General features: G+C 72.9%; 15 protein-coding genes and 1 pseudogene. 10 read left to right on the top strand and 6 right to left on the bottom strand.

What is annotated here, in order from left to right; all coding sequences use genetic code 11:
* The first annotated feature begins 67 nt into the window (after positions 1-67).
* From OG521_16985 to OG521_16970, 4 genes are all read left to right on the top strand, one after another.
* Positions 68-1,261 (top strand): amidohydrolase, encoded by a 1,194-nt coding sequence (locus OG521_16985; GenBank protein WUW22400.1) that lies wholly within the window; start codon positions 68-70, stop codon positions 1,259-1,261.
* Between the two features lie 5 nt (positions 1,262-1,266).
* Positions 1,267-2,424: an acyl-CoA dehydrogenase gene (locus tag OG521_16980; GenBank protein ID WUW22399.1), complete on the top strand. Its 1,158-nt coding sequence runs from the start codon at positions 1,267-1,269 to the stop codon at positions 2,422-2,424.
* Positions 2,425-2,431: 7 nt separating this feature from the next.
* Positions 2,432-3,430 (top strand): acyl-CoA/acyl-ACP dehydrogenase, encoded by a 999-nt coding sequence (locus OG521_16975; GenBank protein ID WUW22398.1) that lies wholly within the window; start codon positions 2,432-2,434, stop codon positions 3,428-3,430.
* A 444-nt stretch (positions 3,431-3,874) separates the two neighbouring features.
* Positions 3,875-4,429 carry an ATP-binding protein gene (locus tag OG521_16970; GenBank protein WUW22397.1) on the top strand — a complete coding sequence of 185 codons (555 nt, stop codon included), beginning with the start codon at positions 3,875-3,877 and terminating at the stop codon, positions 4,427-4,429.
* 78 nt (positions 4,430-4,507) lie between these two features.
* Here the strand turns inward: OG521_16970 and OG521_16965 are convergent, their stop codons facing one another.
* Positions 4,508-5,434 (bottom strand): cyclase family protein, encoded by a 927-nt coding sequence (locus tag OG521_16965; GenBank protein WUW22396.1) that lies wholly within the window; start codon positions 5,432-5,434, stop codon positions 4,508-4,510.
* Positions 5,435-5,517: 83 nt separating this feature from the next.
* Between OG521_16965 and OG521_16960 the strand changes: the two genes are divergently transcribed.
* Positions 5,518-6,435 carry an SDR family oxidoreductase gene (locus tag OG521_16960; protein WUW22395.1) on the top strand — a complete coding sequence of 306 codons (918 nt, stop codon included), beginning with the start codon at positions 5,518-5,520 and terminating at the stop codon, positions 6,433-6,435.
* Between the two features lie 397 nt (positions 6,436-6,832).
* Positions 6,833-7,882, top strand: coding sequence for a Zn-dependent alcohol dehydrogenase (locus tag OG521_16955; protein ID WUW22394.1), 1,050 nt, complete (start codon positions 6,833-6,835; stop codon positions 7,880-7,882).
* Positions 7,883-7,904: 22 nt separating this feature from the next.
* Here OG521_16955 and OG521_16950 read toward each other — a convergent pair whose 3' ends face one another.
* Positions 7,905-8,903 carry a helix-turn-helix domain-containing protein gene (locus tag OG521_16950; GenBank protein WUW22393.1) on the bottom strand — a complete coding sequence of 333 codons (999 nt, stop codon included), beginning with the start codon at positions 8,901-8,903 and terminating at the stop codon, positions 7,905-7,907.
* Positions 8,904-9,080: 177 nt separating this feature from the next.
* On the opposite strand from OG521_16950, the gene OG521_16945 reads away from it, so the two are divergent.
* The 3 genes from OG521_16945 to OG521_16935 all read left to right on the top strand — a co-directional run bounded on the left by OG521_16945 (position 9,081) and on the right by OG521_16935 (position 12,161).
* Positions 9,081-10,295, top strand: a complete 1,215-nt coding sequence (locus OG521_16945; protein WUW26704.1) for an MFS transporter — start codon at positions 9,081-9,083, stop codon at positions 10,293-10,295.
* 35 nt (positions 10,296-10,330) lie between these two features.
* A complete protein-coding gene (locus OG521_16940; GenBank protein ID WUW22392.1) occupies positions 10,331-10,714 on the top strand; it encodes a DUF2809 domain-containing protein in 384 nt (127 codons plus the stop codon).
* A 133-nt stretch (positions 10,715-10,847) separates the two neighbouring features.
* Positions 10,848-12,161, top strand: a complete 1,314-nt coding sequence (locus tag OG521_16935; GenBank protein WUW22391.1) for an MFS transporter — start codon at positions 10,848-10,850, stop codon at positions 12,159-12,161.
* Here the strand turns inward: OG521_16935 and OG521_16930 are convergent.
* Positions 12,151-12,765: a flavin reductase family protein gene (locus tag OG521_16930; protein ID WUW22390.1), complete on the bottom strand. Its 615-nt coding sequence runs from the start codon at positions 12,763-12,765 to the stop codon at positions 12,151-12,153. The genes OG521_16935 and OG521_16930 overlap by 11 nt on opposite strands.
* 154 nt (positions 12,766-12,919) lie before the next feature.
* On the opposite strand from OG521_16930, the pseudogene OG521_16925 reads away from it, so the two are divergent.
* Positions 12,920-13,510 (top strand): annotated as a pseudogene (locus tag OG521_16925) (phosphatase PAP2 family protein).
* Between the two features lie 90 nt (positions 13,511-13,600).
* Here OG521_16925 and OG521_16920 read toward each other — a convergent pair.
* The 3 genes from OG521_16920 to OG521_16910 form a co-directional block, all read right to left on the bottom strand.
* Entirely contained in the window at positions 13,601-14,287 is a 687-nt protein-coding gene (locus tag OG521_16920) for a response regulator transcription factor (protein ID WUW22389.1), read from the bottom strand.
* 61 nt (positions 14,288-14,348) lie between these two features.
* Positions 14,349-15,773, bottom strand: coding sequence for a histidine kinase (locus OG521_16915; GenBank protein ID WUW22388.1), 1,425 nt, complete (start codon positions 15,771-15,773; stop codon positions 14,349-14,351).
* Positions 15,774-16,015: 242 nt separating this feature from the next.
* Complete coding sequence (locus OG521_16910) at positions 16,016-16,855, bottom strand: enoyl-CoA hydratase-related protein (GenBank protein WUW22387.1); 840 nt, start codon at positions 16,853-16,855, stop codon at positions 16,016-16,018.
* Positions 16,856-16,861 lie beyond the last annotated feature (6 nt).

The raw sequence follows: 16,861 nt of genomic DNA, 5'->3' as shown, positions 1-16,861 counted from the left end.
CGGGGCTAGCCTGAGGGCGACGTCAATCTGACGGGTCATCAGAAACGTGTGCGCCGAAGGGGACACCATGACGGAACTGCCTCGGATCGTCAGCGTCGACGACCATGTGATCGAGCCGCCGCACCTCTTCTCGACCTGGCTGCCGGCCAAGTACCGCGAGCGCGGTCCGCAGCCGCTGACGGCGGGCATCGGGGAGCTGGCGTACACCGGGGGCAAGTACGTCATCACGATGGACCCGGACGGGCCGCCCACCGACTGGTGGATCTACGAGGACCTCAAGTTCCCGTACAAGCGGAACATCGCGGCGGTGGGGTTCGACCGCGACGACATGACGCTGGAGGGGATCACCCGGGCGGAGATGCGGCCCGGCTGCTGGGACCCCGTCGAACGGCTGAAGGACATGGATCTCAACCATGTCGAGGCGAGCCTCTGCTTCCCGACCTTCCCGCGGTTCTGCGGGCAGACCTTCGCCGAGGCGCACGACAAGGAGGTCGCGCTCGCCTGTGTGCGTGCGTACAACGACTGGATGGTCGAGGAGTGGTGCGGTGACAGCGGCGGCCGGCTGATCCCGCTGTGCATCATCCCGCTCTGGGACATCGACCTGGCGGTCGCCGAGATCAGGCGGAACGCGGCGCGCGGGGTGCGGGCGGTGACCTTCTCGGAGATCCCGACCCATCTGGGGCTGCCGTCGATCCACACCGGCTACTGGGACCCGTTCTTCGCCGTCTGCCAGGAGACCGGCACGGTGGTGAACATGCACATCGGGTCCAGCTCGCAGATGCCGGCCGCCTCCCCGGACGCCCCGCCCGCCGTCCAGGCCTCGCTCTCCTTCAACAACGCGATGGCCTCCATGATGGACTTCCTGTTCAGCGGGGTGCTGGTGAAGTACCCGAAGCTGAAGCTGGCGTACAGCGAGGGGCAGATGGGCTGGATCCCGTACGCCCTGGAGCGCGCCGACGACGTCTGGGAGGAGCACCGGGCCTGGGGCGGGGTGCGCGATCTGATCCCCGAGCCGCCGTCCACGTACTACTACCGGCAGATGTTCTGCTGCTTCTTCCGCGACAAGCACGGCGTCGCCTCGCTCGATGTGGTGGGGCGTGACAACGCGACGTTCGAGACCGACTATCCGCACGTCGACTCGACCTTCCCGCACACCAAGGAGGTCGCCCTCGACCACGTCAAGGGACTGGACGACGAGACCGTCTACAAACTGATGCGCGGCAACGCGATCCGGATGCTCGGCCTCGACCTCGACAAGTAGGCGTCATGGACCTCGCGTACACGGAGGAAGAGGAAGACTTCCGGGCGCGGCTGCGGGAGTGGCTGGGCTCGGTGCTCCCCGGGCTGCCCGGGAAGCCGGATCCCGGTGACTGGCCGGGGCGCCGGGCGTACGACGCCGGCTGGCAGCGGCTGTTGTACGACGCCGGGTACGCAGGCCTGCACTGGCCCGCCGACGCGGGCGGCCGGGGCGCCACCCCCACCCAGCACCTGATCTTCCTGGAGGAGACGGAACGGGCCGGGGCGCCCTACGTCGGGGCGAACTTCGTGGGGCTGCTGCACGCCGGGCCCACGATCGCCGCCGAGGGCACCGCGGAGCAGCGGGCGCGCTGGCTGCCGCCGGTGCTGCGCGGCGACGAGATGTGGTGCCAGGGCTTCAGCGAGCCGGACGCGGGCTCGGACCTGGCCTCGCTGCGGACCCGCGCGGTGCGCGACGGCGACGGCTACGTGGTGAGCGGGCAGAAGATCTGGACCTCGCACGCGGAGGTCGCCGACTGGTGCGAACTGCTGGTGCGGACGGATGCGGAGGCGCCGAAACACCGGGGCATCAGCTGGCTGGCGATGCGGATGGACAGCCCGGGCGTCACCGTCCGGCCGCTGCGCACGCTCGCCGGGTCCACCGAGTTCGCCGAGATGTTCCTGGACGAGGTGCGGGTGCCGGTCTCGCACCTCGTCGGAGCGGAGAACGACGGCTGGCGGGTCACCATGGTCACGCTCTCCTTCGAGCGCGGTACGGCGTTCGTCGGCGAGGTCGTCGCCTGCCGCCGCACCCTTGACGCGCTGGCCGCCGAGGCCCGCAGGAGCGGGCGCTGGGACGACGCGGTGCTGCGGCGGAGGCTGGGCAGGCTGGGCGCCGAGTTCCGGGCGCTGTGGCGGCTCACCCAGTGGAACGTCAGCGAGGCGCAGGCCAGTGGGGGAGTCCCCGGGATCGGCGGTTCGGTCTTCAAGCTGCGGTACTCGGAGGCCCGCCAGGAGCTGTACGAGGCGGCGGCCGAGGTGCTCGGCGCGGGCGACGCCCTCGATCTGGACCGGGAGTGGGTGCTGGACCGGCTCTCCTCGCTCTCGTACACGATCGCGGCCGGCACCTCGCAGATCCAGCGGAGCATCGTCGCCGAGCGGATACTCGGCCTGCCGAAGGGGCGGTGAGCGGACCGTGGACTTCCAGCTGTCGGAGGACCAGAGGGCGCTGCGGGCGGGGATACGGGAGCTGCTCGCGGGCCGGTTCGGCAGGGACCGGATGCGGGCGGCGCACGAAGGCGGCGGGGGAGTGGACCGCGCCCTGTGGCGGGAGCTCGGCAAGGCCGGGTTCTTCGCGCTGCGGCTGCCGGAGGCGGCGGGCGGCGTCGGTCTCGGGCTTCCGGAGTCCGTACTGATGTTCGAGGAGGTGGGGCGGGCGCTGCTGCCCGGCCCGCTGGCCGCGACCCAGCTGGCCGCTGGTGTCGTGAAGGGTGCGGCCGAGGGGGAGGCCGTGGTGGCGCTGGCGGAGCCGGGGCGGCCCGTGGAGCACCTGGACGGGGCCGATGCGCTGCTGGTGCTGGACGGGGACCGGACGCGGGTGCTGACCGGCGGGGTGCTGCGGCGGGTGGTGGACGGGGCCCGGCCCGTGCGGTCGCTCGATCCGGGTACGCCGCTGTGGCGGGTGCCCGGCCTGGCGGCGTACGAGGGCGAGGCGCTGCCGGACGGGGCGCGGCTGCGGTGCGAGGGCGCCCTGCTGGCCGCGGCCGAACAGCTCGGCGGTGCCGCCCGCAGCCTGGAGGCGGCGGTCCAACACGCCGGGGAGCGGCAACAGTTCGGGGCGCCGATCGGGGCGTTCCAGGCGGTCAAGCATCTGTGTGCCGGAATGCTGGTGCGGGCCGAACCGGCCCGCAGCGCCGTCTACGCGGCGGCGGTGACCGGGGATCCGGTGGAGGCCGCCGGGGCCAAGCTGCTCGCCGACCGGGCCGCCGTGGACAACGCCCGCGACTGCCTCCAGGTGCACGGCGGTATGGGCTTCACCTGGGAGGCGGATGTCCATCTGCGTCTCAAGCGGGCCTGGCTGCGGTCCGGGCAGTGGCTGACGGCGGCGGAGGCGGAGGAGGTGCTGGCGGCCGATCTGGGCCACTCCGGGGCAGGTGGGTGCCGGGCGCACGCATGTGACGCGACGGACCCCTGAGGTTCACGCTGCGGAGTGACGCAGCGCAGTCGGCAGGCGTCGATACCGGCTTGTGTCCTTTGCGTGATTCGTCACGGGCCGTCGTCGGTGCCGGGCTCGGGTACGCTCCGTTGGATGCGAGTGGTTCTGGAACCTGGCGATCCGGATGTGGCCTGTGCGGCTGCTCCGGTCCGCGAGAGGTGCCCTGCTCGTGATCCACGCGGAAGCGCCGGGCCAGCCGGGGAAGCGATTCCCGGGCATTTCGAGGCCGCCGGGCGTCCGTGTTCGACTCTCCGCAGCGCGCGTCGCACAGTATGCACCACGCGTACTCCTTCGCGATGGAATATGCCCGAAGCGCTTGTTGCGGTGACTGTACGTCAACCATGCTGTCTCGTAAGGGAATCACGTTCCGTGACCCTGAGGAGGCGCGAGGCGATGTGTCCGCCGGTTCGGATGGTGTGAGCGGTGCAGGTGCTTCAGGTTCAGTTGGAGGTCGGGCCCGACCCCGCGGAGGTCGGACGGGCCCGCAGATGGGCGCGTTCGAGGCTCGTCGGATCCGGGATAAGAGACGACGAGCCACTGGCCGAGACGCTCATCCTGCTCATCTCGGAGCTCGTCACCAACGCGGTCGTGCACACCGGCTGTCCGGCCGTGCTGCGCATGCTGTTCGGTTCGACGGGAGCGCCGGGTCACGCCGGGACCGTCCGCGTCGAGGTGGCCGACACCAGCTGCCGGCCGCCGCAGCAGCGGCACGCGGAGGGCGAGGACACCGGCGGCCGGGGCCTGGAGCTGGTCGACGGCCTGGCCGACCGCTGGGGCTGGCAGCCCGAGGGCGCGGGCAAGCGCATCTGGTGCGAGGTCGACCGGGGCATCCCGCTGATCCAGGTGCAGCTGCAGCCCGCCACCCACGGCGTGGGCGCGCAGGGTGTGCCCGAGCACGACGGCGTGAACCGTGAGGCGGGCGAGCGCGAGGCGGGCGCCGCGTACGAGACGTCGCACGCCGGCACCCACCGCGGTTAGGAACGCTCCCGGAGCCGCCGTGGCGCGTGCCCGGGCCGTGCGGGCCCGCGCCGGGGCGCGAGGGGTTGCGCCGGGGGGTCAGAGGATCGCGACCGGGGCGACCGGTGTGCCGGTGGCGCCGACGAACGGCTCCGGCATGGCGGAGAGCAGGAAGGCGTAGCGCTCCGACTCCGCACAGGCTGTGGACAAGGCCTCCAGGTTCCAGTTCTGGCCCTGCAGCATGCCCATCTCGACCAGGTCGAGCGCATGCACCCCCAGCCACAGGTCCTCGATCTCCGGCGGGAAGATCTCGAAGGTCAGCGTGTCATTGGCGACCGCGGCCACATCGCGGGCCCGGAACCACTCGGGCGTCCGGATCGACAGCCCCGGTGACGGATAGCCGTACGCGTTCTTGTCGCCGCTCAGATACACCTGCACCTGCCCCGTCCGTACGAGCACGATGTCCCCGGACCGCACCCTGACCCCGGCCAGCTCCTCGGCCGCGTCCAGGTCCTCGGGGGTGACGGCGTGACCGCCCGGCAGCCGGTCCACACCGTGGGTGCGGGCCACGTCGAGCAGGACCCCGCGCGAGACGATGTGCGGCGCCTTGTCGATGCCGCTGAACTGCGCCCCGCCGTGGGCGGTGATGGTGGCGGCGGGCCGGCCGTTGTAGATCTTCCCCGAGTGCGAGGCGTGGGTCAGCGCGTCCCAGTGGGTGGCGGCCTGGAGCCCCAGCACCGCGGTGTCGTCACTGGTGGCGACGGTGCCGGGGCCGAAGAGCTCCTGGTTGATCTGGACCATGGTGTGCAGCGGGTTGACCCGCCCCGGGATCAGGCCGCTCTGCACGCCGTCCTGCTGGAGCGGCAGCGCGAGCGGGACGCGCAGACCGCTGCGGACGGTGGCCGCGGCCTCCCGTACGACCTCGTCGGTGATCAGGTTGAGCGTCCCGATCTCGTCGTCGGCACCCCAGCGACCCCAGTTGTTCACGCGCTTGGAGAGGTCGTGGAACTCGGCCGGCAAAGACATGGCGCCTCCTGGGGCTTGTGCCGGTGGACCTGATGACCCATAGAATCTAACGGTCCGTCAGAAACCGCGGGAAGGGGCCGGGCATGGGGAACTTCTTGGCAGGCAAAGTGGTGGCCGTGACGGGTGCCGGGCGCGGCATCGGGCGGGCCGTCGCGCTCGCCGCGGCGGCCGAGGGGGCGAAGGTCGTGGTCAACGACTACGGCGTCTCCATCGAGGGCGGTGAGCCCGCCAGCGAGATAGCCGAGTCCGTCGTCAAGGAGATCGAGGCGGCGGGCGGCGAGGCGGTCGCGGTGGCGGACGACATCTCCACCATGGCCGGCGGGCAGCGGGTCGTGGACACCGCGCTCGCGCGGTTCGGCCGGATCGACGGCGTCGTGTGCGTGGCCGGCATCCTGCGCGAACGCATGCTGTTCAACATGTCCGAGGCCGAGTGGGACCCGGTGGTCGCCACGCACCTCAAGGGCACGTTCACCGTCTTCCGGGCGGCGTCGGCGGTCATGCGCAAGCAGGAGGGCGCCGGCACGCTGATCGGCTTCACCAGCGGAAACCACCAGGGCAGTGTGGCGCAGGCGAACTACAGCGCGGCCAAGGGCGGCATCATCTCGCTGGTCCGCAGCGCGGCGCTGGGCCTGCACAAGTACGGCGTCACGGCGAACGCGGTCGCGCCGGTGGCGCGTACCCGGATGTCCGCGAACGTCCCCATGGAGCTCAAGGAGATCGGTGAGCCGGAGGACGTCGCGGCCCTGGTCGTCTACCTGCTGAGCGAGCGGGCGCGCGCGGAGAAGATCACCGGCCAGGTGTACACGATCGCGGGCCCGAAGATCGCGGTCTGGGCCCAGCCGAGGGAGTTGCGCGCGGGGTACGCGGAGGGGGCGGCGTGGACTCCGGAACGCATCGCGGACTTCCTGCCCGGGACGGTCGGGACGGACCCGATGCCGATGCTGGCGCAGCTGGAGGAGATGGCGGCGGCGGCGAAGTCCGCGACACGTCCGAACGCGTAGGCCCGCCTGCGGGTGCCGCCTCTGTGGGGCGCGCATCCGGCCCCTCCCCGGGGGTGCTTGCCCCTGCGGGGCACGAGGCGCACGTCCAGCCCCTCCGGCGATTGAGGAGCGGGGGTGCGGGGGCGGAGCCCCCGGTGGGGGCCGAGCGGAGGAAGCCTCGTGCGGGCCGCGTCGCCGGGGCGCTGCCCCGGACCCCGGTCCTCAATCGCCGGACGGGCTTGAAGTGGCCCGTACGCGTACGGAATGGCGCGCCGCTCAACACGGCAGACGGGCTTGAAGTGGCCAGGTACGCGAAGGGAATGGCGCGCCGCTCAACACGGCAGACGGGCTTGATCTCGCCCGGGAACGTACGGAACACCACCGCCGAGCACGCGCTCGGCCTACCGAGGGAGCCGAGATGAGAGGCGTCGTCTTCGACGGCAAACGGACCGAGGTCGTCGACGACCTGGAGATACGTGACCCGGGCCCCGGCGAGGTGCTGGTGGCGGTGGCCGCGGCCGGGCTCTGCCACAGCGATCTGTCGGTGATCGACGGGACGATCCCGTTCCCGCTGCCCGTGGTGCTCGGGCACGAGGGCGCGGGAGTGGTCGAGGCGGTCGGCGCCGGCGTGAACCATGTCGCGCCCGGCGACCACGTCTCCCTGTCCACGCTCGCCAGCTGCGGCGCCTGCGCGCAGTGCGACCGGGGCCGGCCCACGATGTGCCGCAAGGCGATCGGGATGCCGGGGCAGCCGTTCTCGCGCGGCGGGAAGCCGCTGTACCAGTTCGCGTCCAACTCGGCCTTCGCCGAACGGACCCTGGTCAAGGCCGTGCAGGCGGTGAAGATCCCCGCCGACCTGCCCCTGACGTCGGCCGCCCTGATCGGCTGCGGGGTGCTGACGGGAGTCGGAGCCGTACTGAACCGGGCCAGGGTCGACCGCGGCGAGAGCGTCGTCGTGATCGGCACCGGCGGCATCGGGCTCAACGTGATCCAGGGCGCGCGGATCGCCGGCGCGCTGACGATCGTCGCCGTCGACAACAACCCGGACAAGGAGGCGGTGGCCCGGCAGTTCGGGGCCACGCACTTCCTCACCTCGGCCGACGGGGTCAAGGAGATCCTGCCGCACGGCGCCGACCACGCCTTCGAGTGCGTGGGCCGCACCGAGCTGATCCGTACCGCGATCGACCTGCTCGACCGGCACGGCCAGGCGATCCTGCTCGGCGTACCCGCGGCGACGGCCGAGGCCTCGTTCCTCGTCTCGTCGATGTACCTGGACAAGTCGATCCTGGGCTGCCGCTACGGCTCCTCGCGCCCGCAGCGGGACATCGCCCTGTACGCGGACCTGTACCGGGAGGGCCGGCTGCTGCTGGACGAACTCGTCACCGAGACCTACCCGGTGGAGGACTTCGCCAAGGCGGCGGACGACGCCCACCACGGGCGGGTGGCGCGGGGCGTGCTGGTCTTCTGAGCCCCGGCGGTGTCCTGAGGCCTCAGCCGGTCGCCACCGGCCTGTCGACCGCGCGGAACGTGCGCCGGTACACCGTCGGCGACACCCCCAGCGCCGCCTGCAGATGCTGCCGGAGCGAGGTGGGTGTGCCGAAGCCGGCGTCCCGGGCGATCCGGTCGATCGACAGGTCCGTGGACTCCAGCAGCCGGCGGGCCCGCTCCACCCGCTGCTGGGTCAGCCACTGGACCGGGCTGATCCCGACCTCCTCGCGGAAGCGGCGGGTGAACGTCCGGACGCTCATCGACTCCTGCTGCGCCATGTCGCGCAGCAGGATCGGCCGCTCCAGCCGCCCGAGCGCCCAGGCCCGTGCGGTGGTCGTGGCCGAGAACCCCGTGTCGGGGACCGGGCGCTGGATGTACTGGGCCTGGCCGCCGTCGCGGTGCGGCGGTACGACCGTGCGCCGGGCGACGTCGTTGGCGACGGCGGCGCCGTGGTCGCGGCGCACCATGTGCAGGCAGAGGTCGATGCCGGCGGCGACCCCGGCGGACGTCAGGACGTCCCCGTCGTCGATGAACAGGACGTCGGGGTCGACCCGGACGGCGGGAAAGAGCTTCTGGAAGTGGTCTGCGGACGACCAGTGCGTGGTGGCCGGCCGGCCGTCCAGGTATCCGGCTGCGGCGAGCACGTAGCTGCCGGTGCAGATCGACACCATCCGCGTGCCCGGCCTGATGTACGCGAACGCGGCGGCGAGTTCGGCGGTCAGCCGGCCCTCGGTGTAGACGGGGCCGAGTTCGTAGCTGGCGGGGATCACCACGGTGTCGGCCGTGGCGAGGGTCTCGGGGCCGTTCTCGACGGTGATCGTGAAGTCCGCGTCGGTGCGGACCGGGCCCGGCGGGCGGACCGAGCAGGTCACGACTTCGTAGAGTTTGCGGCCCCCGTTCAGCGGCTCGGAACCGAGCGAGCGGCCGAAAATCCTTTGGGGGATGCCCAGTTCGAAGGGGAGCAGCCCATCGAGGGCGAGAACGACGACGCGGTGCGGCACAGCGGACTCCCTTCACCCCTAGCTGGTATAGACCATAAGCTGATACATGTCATCGGTGTGAAGGAAATGTCAGCTGACCCCGCGCGCATTCCCGCCGCGGACCACGAGAGCGCTTTGCGCCATTCATCCCCTTTGTCGCCACAGGCTCCGTATGCTCCGGGGTTCCCGCAGCCGCCGCTGCCATCTCTGCCCGTCGAGCCGGAGCGGCTCTGGAACCGTAACTTCCGGCTCTTCTTCGTCGCCCGGACCGCCGCCCTCTTCGGCGACGGGATGATCCCGGTGGCCCTCACCGCGGGTCTGCTCGGTGCCGGGCGGCCGCACTCATCGGTGGGGTACGCGCTGGCCGCCTGGATGGGCCCGCTGGCGCTGTTCGTGCTCTTCGGCGGCGTCCTGGCGGATCGTTTCACCCCGCGCCGGATGATGATCATCGCCGATGCGCTGCGGCTGATCGGGGCCTCGGTGCTCGCGGTCTCGTTCGCCACCGGCAACCCGCCCCTCTGGGCGGTGTACGCGCTGAGCGCGGTGGCCGGTGTGGGCGCGGCCCTGTTCCAGCCGGGCGTCGCGTCGACCACGCCGCGCGTGGCCTCGGACGTGCAGCGGGCCAACGCGGTGCTGCGGGTCTCCGAGGCGCTGATGACCATGGCAGGTCCAGCGTTCGCGGGCGTGCTCGTCGGGCTGGCGAGCGCCGGGGCCGTCTATGCGGCGAACGCCTCGACGTTCCTCGTCTCCGGCGCCTGCCTCTTCCTGATGCGGCTGGCGCCCGCCCCGTCGGACGAGGCTGCGCGTGGCACGTTCGTCGCCGAACTGGTCGACGGGTGGCGTGAGTTCAGGGCGCGCAGCTGGCTGTGGGGAGTGATCGCGATCTGGACGGTGTACGGATTCACCGTGCTCGGTCCGATGCTGCCGCTGACCGCCATCGAGGTCACCGAGGCGCACGGCTCGGGGACGTACGGCGCGATGATGGCGGTGAACGGCGCGGGCAGCGTCCTCGGTGGTCTGCTGGCCCTGCGGCTGCGTCCCCGCCGCCCGTTGTCGGCGGGTGCCGTCGCCCTGACCGGCGTGTGCGTGAACCTGGTGGTGCTGGGGCTCGGGCTGCCGGTGTTCGCGCTGGGGGCGGGGCAGTTCGTGGCGGGCGCGGCGTTCGCGTTCTGGCTGGTGATGTGGTCGACGACGGTCCAGACCCATGTGCCGCCGGAGGCGCTGAACCGGCTGCACGCGTACGACGTGGCCGGCTCCCTGCTGATGCTGGCGGCGGGCCGGGCCCTGGCCGGGCCGGTCGCCGACCGGGTGGGCGCACCGGAGGTGCTGCTCGCCGGAGCGGTGATCAACATGGTGGCGGTGGGTGTGCTGCTGGCGGCCCGCCCGATCCGGCGGCTGGAGCGCATCGGGTGACGGCGGGGAACCTCCGAAGTGCCGGGCGGGCCCGGATGGTTGCGGCGGGGGCTGCCGTGGTGACGGTCGTGGCCGGTCTCGGGGTGCGGGCGGTGGCGGACGGTGCCGCCGCCAAGTACGCGGGGGACGCGCTCTACACCGTTCTGGTGTGCGCCCTCGTTGCCCTGTGCGCACCCCGTACCCGCCCCCTCGCGGTGGCCGGGGCCGGGCTGGGGATCAGCTGGGCGGTCGAGTTCCTGCAGCTCACCGGCGTGCCCGCCGAGCTGTCCCGGCACAGTGCGGTGGCCCGGCTGGTGCTCGGCTCGACGTTCAACGCGCCCGATCTGCTCTGGTACGGGGTGGGGGCGGCGGCCGCCTGGGGCGTGCACACGGCAGCCGCATCCCGTGCGCCCGGCCCCCGGGCTTCCGTATCCCGATGAGCCGGAGGGCGGGTGCGCCGGCACGCACCGGGACCGGGGCCGGGACGGCGCACCGCACCGTGGCCCGATCCCTGCGAACCATGTCCTCCGGGCCACTCGTGAGGAGTGCGGCGGGGGCCGGATGCTGGGCGGCGTGACCCAGACAACCGAACGCGCCGCCCGTGACGACAGCCCGCGGACCGGCACCGATGCGCCCCGGCGCCGGCGGATCCACCGGGCCTGGATCGTCGCCGCCGTCACCTTCGTGACGATCATCGGCGGCGCCGCCTTCAACTCCCTGCCCGGGCTCCTCATCGACCCCCTCAACAGGGAGTTCGGCTGGTCGCGCGGCGAGATCGGCCTCGCCGTCTCCCTCGACATGGCGCTGTACGGGCTCACCGCACCGTTCGCCGCCGCGCTGATGGACCGGTTCGGCATCCGCCGGGTCGTGGTCGTCGCCCTGAGCGCGGTCGCCGCCGGTGCGCTGGCCAGTTACTGGATGACGGCCGCCTGGCAGCTGATGATCTACTGGGGGCTGCTCGTCGGCCTCGGCACCGGCGCGATGGCGATGTCCTTCTCCGCGACGGTCACCAACCGCTGGTTCGTCGCCCGCCGCGGCCTGGTCACCGGCATCCTCACCGCGGCCGGCGCCTCGGGGCAGCTCGTCTTCCTGCCCCTCTGTGCCTGGATCGTCGACCGGCACGGCTGGCAGCCCGCCTCCGTGACCGTGGCGCTGGCCGCCCTGGTCGTCGTCCCGTTCGTCTGGTTCCTGCTGCACGACCACCCGGCCGACGTGGGCATGGCCCCGTACGGCGGGGAGTACGTGGAGAAGCCCGCACCCGCGCGCGGGGCGGCGGTCCGTACCGTACGCGTGCTGTTCGACGCGGCGCGCACCGGACCGTTCTGGCTGCTGGCCGGGTCCTTCGCGATCTGCGGGGCCTCCACCAACGGCCTGATCCGCACCCACTTCGTGCCCTCGGCGCACGACCACCACATGCCCATCACCGCCGCCGCGTCGCTGCTCGCCGTCATCGGGATCTTCGACATCATCGGAACGGTCTTCTCGGGCTGGCTCACCGACCGCTTCGACGCCCGGCGCCTGCTGGCCGTCTACTACGCGCTGCGCGGGGTCTCGCTGCTGTTCCTGCCGGTCCTGCTGCAGCCCTCGGTCGAACCGCCGATGGTCTTCTTCATCGTGTTCTACGGACTCGACTGGGTGGCGACCGTCCCGCCGACCCTGGCCCTGTGCCGGGAGCAGTACGGCGAGGACAGCGCGATCGTCTTCGGCTGGGTCCTCGCCTCGCACCAGGTGGGTGCGGCACTGGTGGCGTTCCTGGGCGGGGTGGCGCGCGACCACTTCGGCTCGTACGACGTGGTCTGGTACGCGGCGGGTGCGCTGTGCGCGATGGCGGCCCTGATGGCCCTGATGATCCGCCGGGTGAAGGGGGCCGTGGTGCTCAGCGGCTGAAGTGCCCGAACGTCCCCCGGTGGAACAGCAGCGGGCCCTCGCCGTCCCCGTCCACCGACGCCCCCAGCGCCTCCACCCGCCCGACCACGATCAGATGGTCGCCGCCGGTGTGGACGGCCTGGATGCGGCAGTCGATCCAGGCGGGTACGGAATCCAGCCGGGGTGAACCGGTCGCGGGGGCCGGGGAGTACGCCACCCCGGCGAACTTGTCGGCCCCGCTGACCGCGAAGCCGCGGCACAGCGGCCCCTGGTCCGCGCCCAGGATGTTGACGCAGAAGGCCCCGGCGCGGGCGATGCGCGGCCAGGTCGTCGACGTACGGGCGACCATGAACGTGACCAGCGGCGGATCGAGGGAGAGGGAGGCGAACGACTGGCAGGCGAAGCCCGCCGGACCGGCCGGATCGTCCGGGTCGTGGGCCGTGACGACGGTGACCCCGCTCGCGAAGTGCCCCAGCACGCGCCGGAACTCACCCGGGTCGAGCGGCAGCCGTTCGTCGTCGGCGACGGCCCGCAGGACCGGGCGCGGCAGCGGATCGACCCGCTCCGGACCGGTGGCCGTCGCGGCGCCGACGGACCTGAGGTAGCGGACTGCGGTTGCGGCCATGCCTGCGTGTCCCATCACCCTTCGATTAGAGCTGACGATGCGTCAGATTGGAAGAGCGGGGCAGGAGCGAGGACGGACCCCCGACCTTCGTCAGGGGGTGCCGCTGCCGTTCGGCCCGGGTTCGGCGCCTCCGCCGCTCCTAGGTTCGGCTTCCATGAGAGCAGAGAGCGGAAGCAGAACCGGGACCGCGCGTCCCCTCCTCGCCTGCGTCGTCCTGGCAGCCGGGGCGGCAGCCGTCACCGGCCTCGCGCCGGGAGGGCTGGGGACCGATCGGGCCGTGGAGGTCACGGACGGCGCCTCGGCGTCGGCCTACCGCTCGCTGACCGGGGCGGTCGCCGACGCACCCTCCTGGGCGGGCCACCTGCTGGAACTCGCCTGCGACGGGACGCTCCTGGTCCTCGGGCTGCTGCTGGTGCGGGTCTGGTGGGGTGCCGTACGCCGGGCGGACGCCCGCGTCTGCGCCGGCGCCGTGCTCACCGGGCTCGGTACCGTCCTCGCCTACGCGGCCAGTGAGGCCGTGAAACTCGTCGTCGACGAGGAGCGGCCCTGCCGGGTCCTGCTCGGCCGGGCGGCGGCGGTCGCCGAGTGCCCGCCGCCCAGTGACTGGTCCTTCCCGAGCAACCACGCCACCCTCGCGGCCGGACTCGGAGTGGGCCTCGCCCTGCTCCGGCCCCGACTCGCCCCCGTCACCCTGCTGTTGGCCGGGGTGGCGGCGCTGCTGCGGGTTGTGGTGGGCGCGCACTATCCGCACGACGTGCTGGCCGGTGCGGTGCTCGGCGGGGCGGTGGTCGCGGCCCTGCTGCTCACGCTCCTGCCGCTCGCCTCCGCCGCGGTGTCAGCGCTCGGCGGGCGGTTCCGCGGGGGAGACGGCCCCGGCCTCGTGGGCGACGACCGCGGCGGCGGCCCGGTTGTCCACGCCGAGGCGGGCCAGGATCGAGCTCACATGCGCCTTGACCGTCCCCTCCACCAGGTGGAGCCGGCGCGCGATCTGCGCGTTGGACAGCCCGCCGCCCAGGAAGGCCAGCACGTCGCGTTCCCGGGCGGTGAGCATGCGGACCCGTTCCCGGGCGGCGGTGCGGCGGCCGGCCAGGGCGCCCGCGCCCGTCGCGGAGAGATGGGCGACGACCCGGGCCGCGACCTTCGGTGACAGAAAGGCGGCGCCGTCGGCCACCGCGCGCACTCCCGCGATCAGTTCCTCGGGCTCGCCCGACTTGATCAGGAAGCCGGCGGCGCCGCCTCCGAGTGCCCGGAGGATGTAGTCGTCCTCGCCGAAGGTCGTCAGCATCACGACACCGGTCTCCGGCACGGTGAGCCGGATCTCGGCGGCGGCCTCGATGCCGTCGGTCCCCGGCATCCGGATGTCGAGCACGGCCACGTCGGGGCGGTGGCGGTGCACCAGCTCGACCGCTTCGTGCCCGTCGCCCGCCTCGGCGACGACCTCGATGCCCGGATCGGTGGCCAGCACGGAACGCACCCCCGCCCGGATCATCGGTTCGTCGTCGGCGACGATGACGCGGATCATCAAGAGCCTTCCTTCGTGGGACCGGAGCGGCGCTCCGCCGGGCCGGGGCGCGGGGCGGGGTTCACGGGGTGAGCGCCTCCTTGGACATCAGGGTGCCGTTCCGGAAGCAGAGCCGGTACGCGTCCCCGGACCGGTCGTCGAAACGGTCCGCCGTCATCGCGTAGTACGCGCACGTGATGCCCGGCCCCTTCGGTTCCCCGGCCACGGGCCGCTGCGTGGTCTCGCGTGCGGGCAGCAGCCGCGCCACCGATGCCCGGTCCTGGCCGGCCCGCAGCCGGGCGTAGTCGCCCGGGTCCAGGACGGACTGCCGGGCCGAGTGGATGTCCCACCCCAGGAGCGCGGCGCTCAGGACCGCCCAGGCCACCAGCGGCAGGACGACGGTGAGGGCCAGCGCCCGGCGGGCGCGGCCGCGGGCGTGCCGGTGTTCCGTGGGCAGGGGCTCCTGGGCGGCCCGGGGCGCGGTGGCCGGGAGACGGCCGGGAGGCGTGTGCGGCAGCCGCGCGACGACGGCGAAGCCCCCTTCGTACGGGCCGTGGGTGAGGGTGCCGCCCGCCAGCCGTACGCGTTCGTCAAGACCGATCAGTCCGCGCCCGGTGCCGGGCAGGTCCGGCCCGCCCCCCGGTACGGGCGCCGGGCCGTTCTCGACCCGGACCGTCGTCGCTCCGGCCGAATGGGCGATCCGTACGGAGACCTGGGCACCCGGGGCGTGCTTGGCGGCGTTGGTCAGGGACTCCTGCACGACCCGGTGGGCGGCGCGCGCGGCGGCCGGGGGCATGGCGGACGCATCCCCTTCGATGTGCGGGGTGACCGGGAGCCCGGCGGCGGCGGCCTCCGCGACCAGCCGGGGAATGCCGGTGCCGGGCGGTCCGGGCGGCCCGTCGTCCGCCTCCTCGCGCAGGAGGCCGATCACCTCGCCCAGCCGCTCGACCGAGGCCGCCGCCCGGGCCCTGATCTCCCCGGCCGCGGCCCGGTGGGCCTCGTCCAGACCGGGGGCGAGTTTGAGGGCGCCCGCCGACAGCGCGATGAGGCTGAGGTCGTGGCCGAGGAGATCGTGCATGTCCTGGGCGATACGGGCCCGTTCACGGGACCGGGCCTGCTCCGCGACGAGCCGCTGCTCGCGCTCCAGCCGCCCCGCCCGCTCCCAGCCGGCCCGTACGAGCTCCTGGTACTGACGCCAGAAGCGCCCCGCGAACCACGGCAGCATCGCGGCCACCGCCACCACGGCGACGAACCGCCCCGCCATCAGCACCCAGGAAGGCACCAGGGCCACGGCCACCACTCCACCGGCCACGACCGCGACGAGCACGAGCAGGGTGGGCCCGGACCTGCCCGGTTCCCGGCCGGCGAGGAACGCCGCCACCGCGGCGGGCAGCGCCCACCACAGGCTGACCGTGCTCAGGGCGACGCAGGACGCGGCGGCGACGGTCAGCAGGCTCCCCGGGGCGGCGGCCCGCCCGACCGCGCCGCCGCTCTTCGCTCTCTCCATCCGGCCGACCGTACGCAACCGGAGGCCTCGGCGGCATTGCCGAAAGTCATGGGCGGCCCGCTGCGCGCGGTACCTCTACTACACGACGTTTACCCACGGATACACTGAGTGGTCGAACTCGGGTGTGTGGAGGGTTCAGGGAATCTGGACCTGGACACCAGCGGGCTCTCTCCCGCGTAGAACGGCCCTTCAGGCCCGCGGCCCTTCGCACTCCGGCCCGGCCCTTCACAGCCTCCGGCCCTTCACACCCCCCGGTACTTCGGCACCCGCCGTTCGACGAAGCTCGCCACGCCCTCGTTGGCGTCCTGCGTCGTCATGTTGATCTCCTGGGCCATGGCCTCGGCGGCGAACGCCGTGGCCCGGTCCGCGTCCAGTGACGCGTTGACGAGTTGCTTGGTAAGGGCGATCGAGCGGGTCGGTCCCTCGGCCAGCCGCTGGGCCCAGGCCCGTGCCGTCGCCGTCAGTTCGCCGTCCGGAACGGTCCGGTTGACGAGGCCCAGGCGTTCCGCGTCCGCCGCCGGCAGCGAGTCGCCGAAGAACATCAGCTCCTTGGCGCGCTGCGGGCCGATCAGGCGCGGCAGCAGGTACGCGCCGCCGCCGTCCGGGACGAGGCCGCGGCGTACGAACACCTCGATGAACTTCGCCGACTCGGCGGCCAGCACCAGGTCGCAGGCGAACGCGAGATGGGCGCCGATGCCCGCCGCCGTGCCGTTGACCGCCGCCAGGACGGGCTTCTCGCAGTCCTGGACCGCCGCGATCAGCCGCTGGGCGCCGAGCCGGATGGTGCGGGCGACGTCGCCCGGTACCCGGTCGCCGGTGGCGGGGGCGCCGCGCAGGTCGGCGCCGGCGCAGAAGCCGCGGCCGGTGGCGGTGAGCACGACGGCCCGGACGGCGGGGTCGGCGGAGGCCTCGGCGAGCAGGGCGATGATGCGTTCGCGCTGGTCCCAGGTGACGGCGTTCATCGCGTCGGGGCGGTTGAGGGTGATCCAGGAGACGCCGTTGTCAGTGGTGTGGAGTATCAATGATTCAGGCGGTCCGGACGGGTCGGCGTGAGCGGTGGTGTCTTCGGGGGAGGACGGCATGAGGCA

Origin of the sequence: Streptomyces sp. NBC_01463 (assembly GCA_036227345.1) — a bacterium.
GTDB lineage: Bacteria > Actinomycetota > Actinomycetes > Streptomycetales > Streptomycetaceae > Streptomyces.
The sequence above is the reverse complement of the archived record's forward strand: the minus strand, read 5'-3'. Positions and strand labels throughout refer to the sequence as shown.

Bases quoted from the DNA above. Each gene is read 5' to 3' on its own strand.
- OG521_16940 (WUW22392.1), top strand. From the start codon at position 10,331: ATGGTTGCGGCGGGGGCTGCCGTGGTGACGGTCGTGGCCGGTCTCGGG.
- OG521_16920 (WUW22389.1), bottom strand. From the start codon at position 14,287: ATGATCCGCGTCATCGTCGCCGACGACGAACCGATGATCCGGGCGGGG.
- OG521_16980 (WUW22399.1), top strand. From the start codon at position 1,267: ATGGACCTCGCGTACACGGAGGAAGAGGAAGACTTCCGGGCGCGGCTG.
- OG521_16965 (WUW22396.1), bottom strand. From the start codon at position 5,434: ATGTCTTTGCCGGCCGAGTTCCACGACCTCTCCAAGCGCGTGAACAAC.
- OG521_16955 (WUW22394.1), top strand. From the start codon at position 6,833: ATGAGAGGCGTCGTCTTCGACGGCAAACGGACCGAGGTCGTCGACGAC.
- OG521_16915 (WUW22388.1), bottom strand. From the start codon at position 15,773: ATGGAGAGAGCGAAGAGCGGCGGCGCGGTCGGGCGGGCCGCCGCCCCG.
- OG521_16930 (WUW22390.1), bottom strand. From the start codon at position 12,765: ATGGCCGCAACCGCAGTCCGCTACCTCAGGTCCGTCGGCGCCGCGACG.
- OG521_16960 (WUW22395.1), top strand. From the start codon at position 5,518: ATGGGGAACTTCTTGGCAGGCAAAGTGGTGGCCGTGACGGGTGCCGGG.
- OG521_16910 (WUW22387.1), bottom strand. From the start codon at position 16,855: ATGCCGTCCTCCCCCGAAGACACCACCGCTCACGCCGACCCGTCCGGA.
- OG521_16985 (WUW22400.1), top strand. From the start codon at position 68: ATGACGGAACTGCCTCGGATCGTCAGCGTCGACGACCATGTGATCGAG.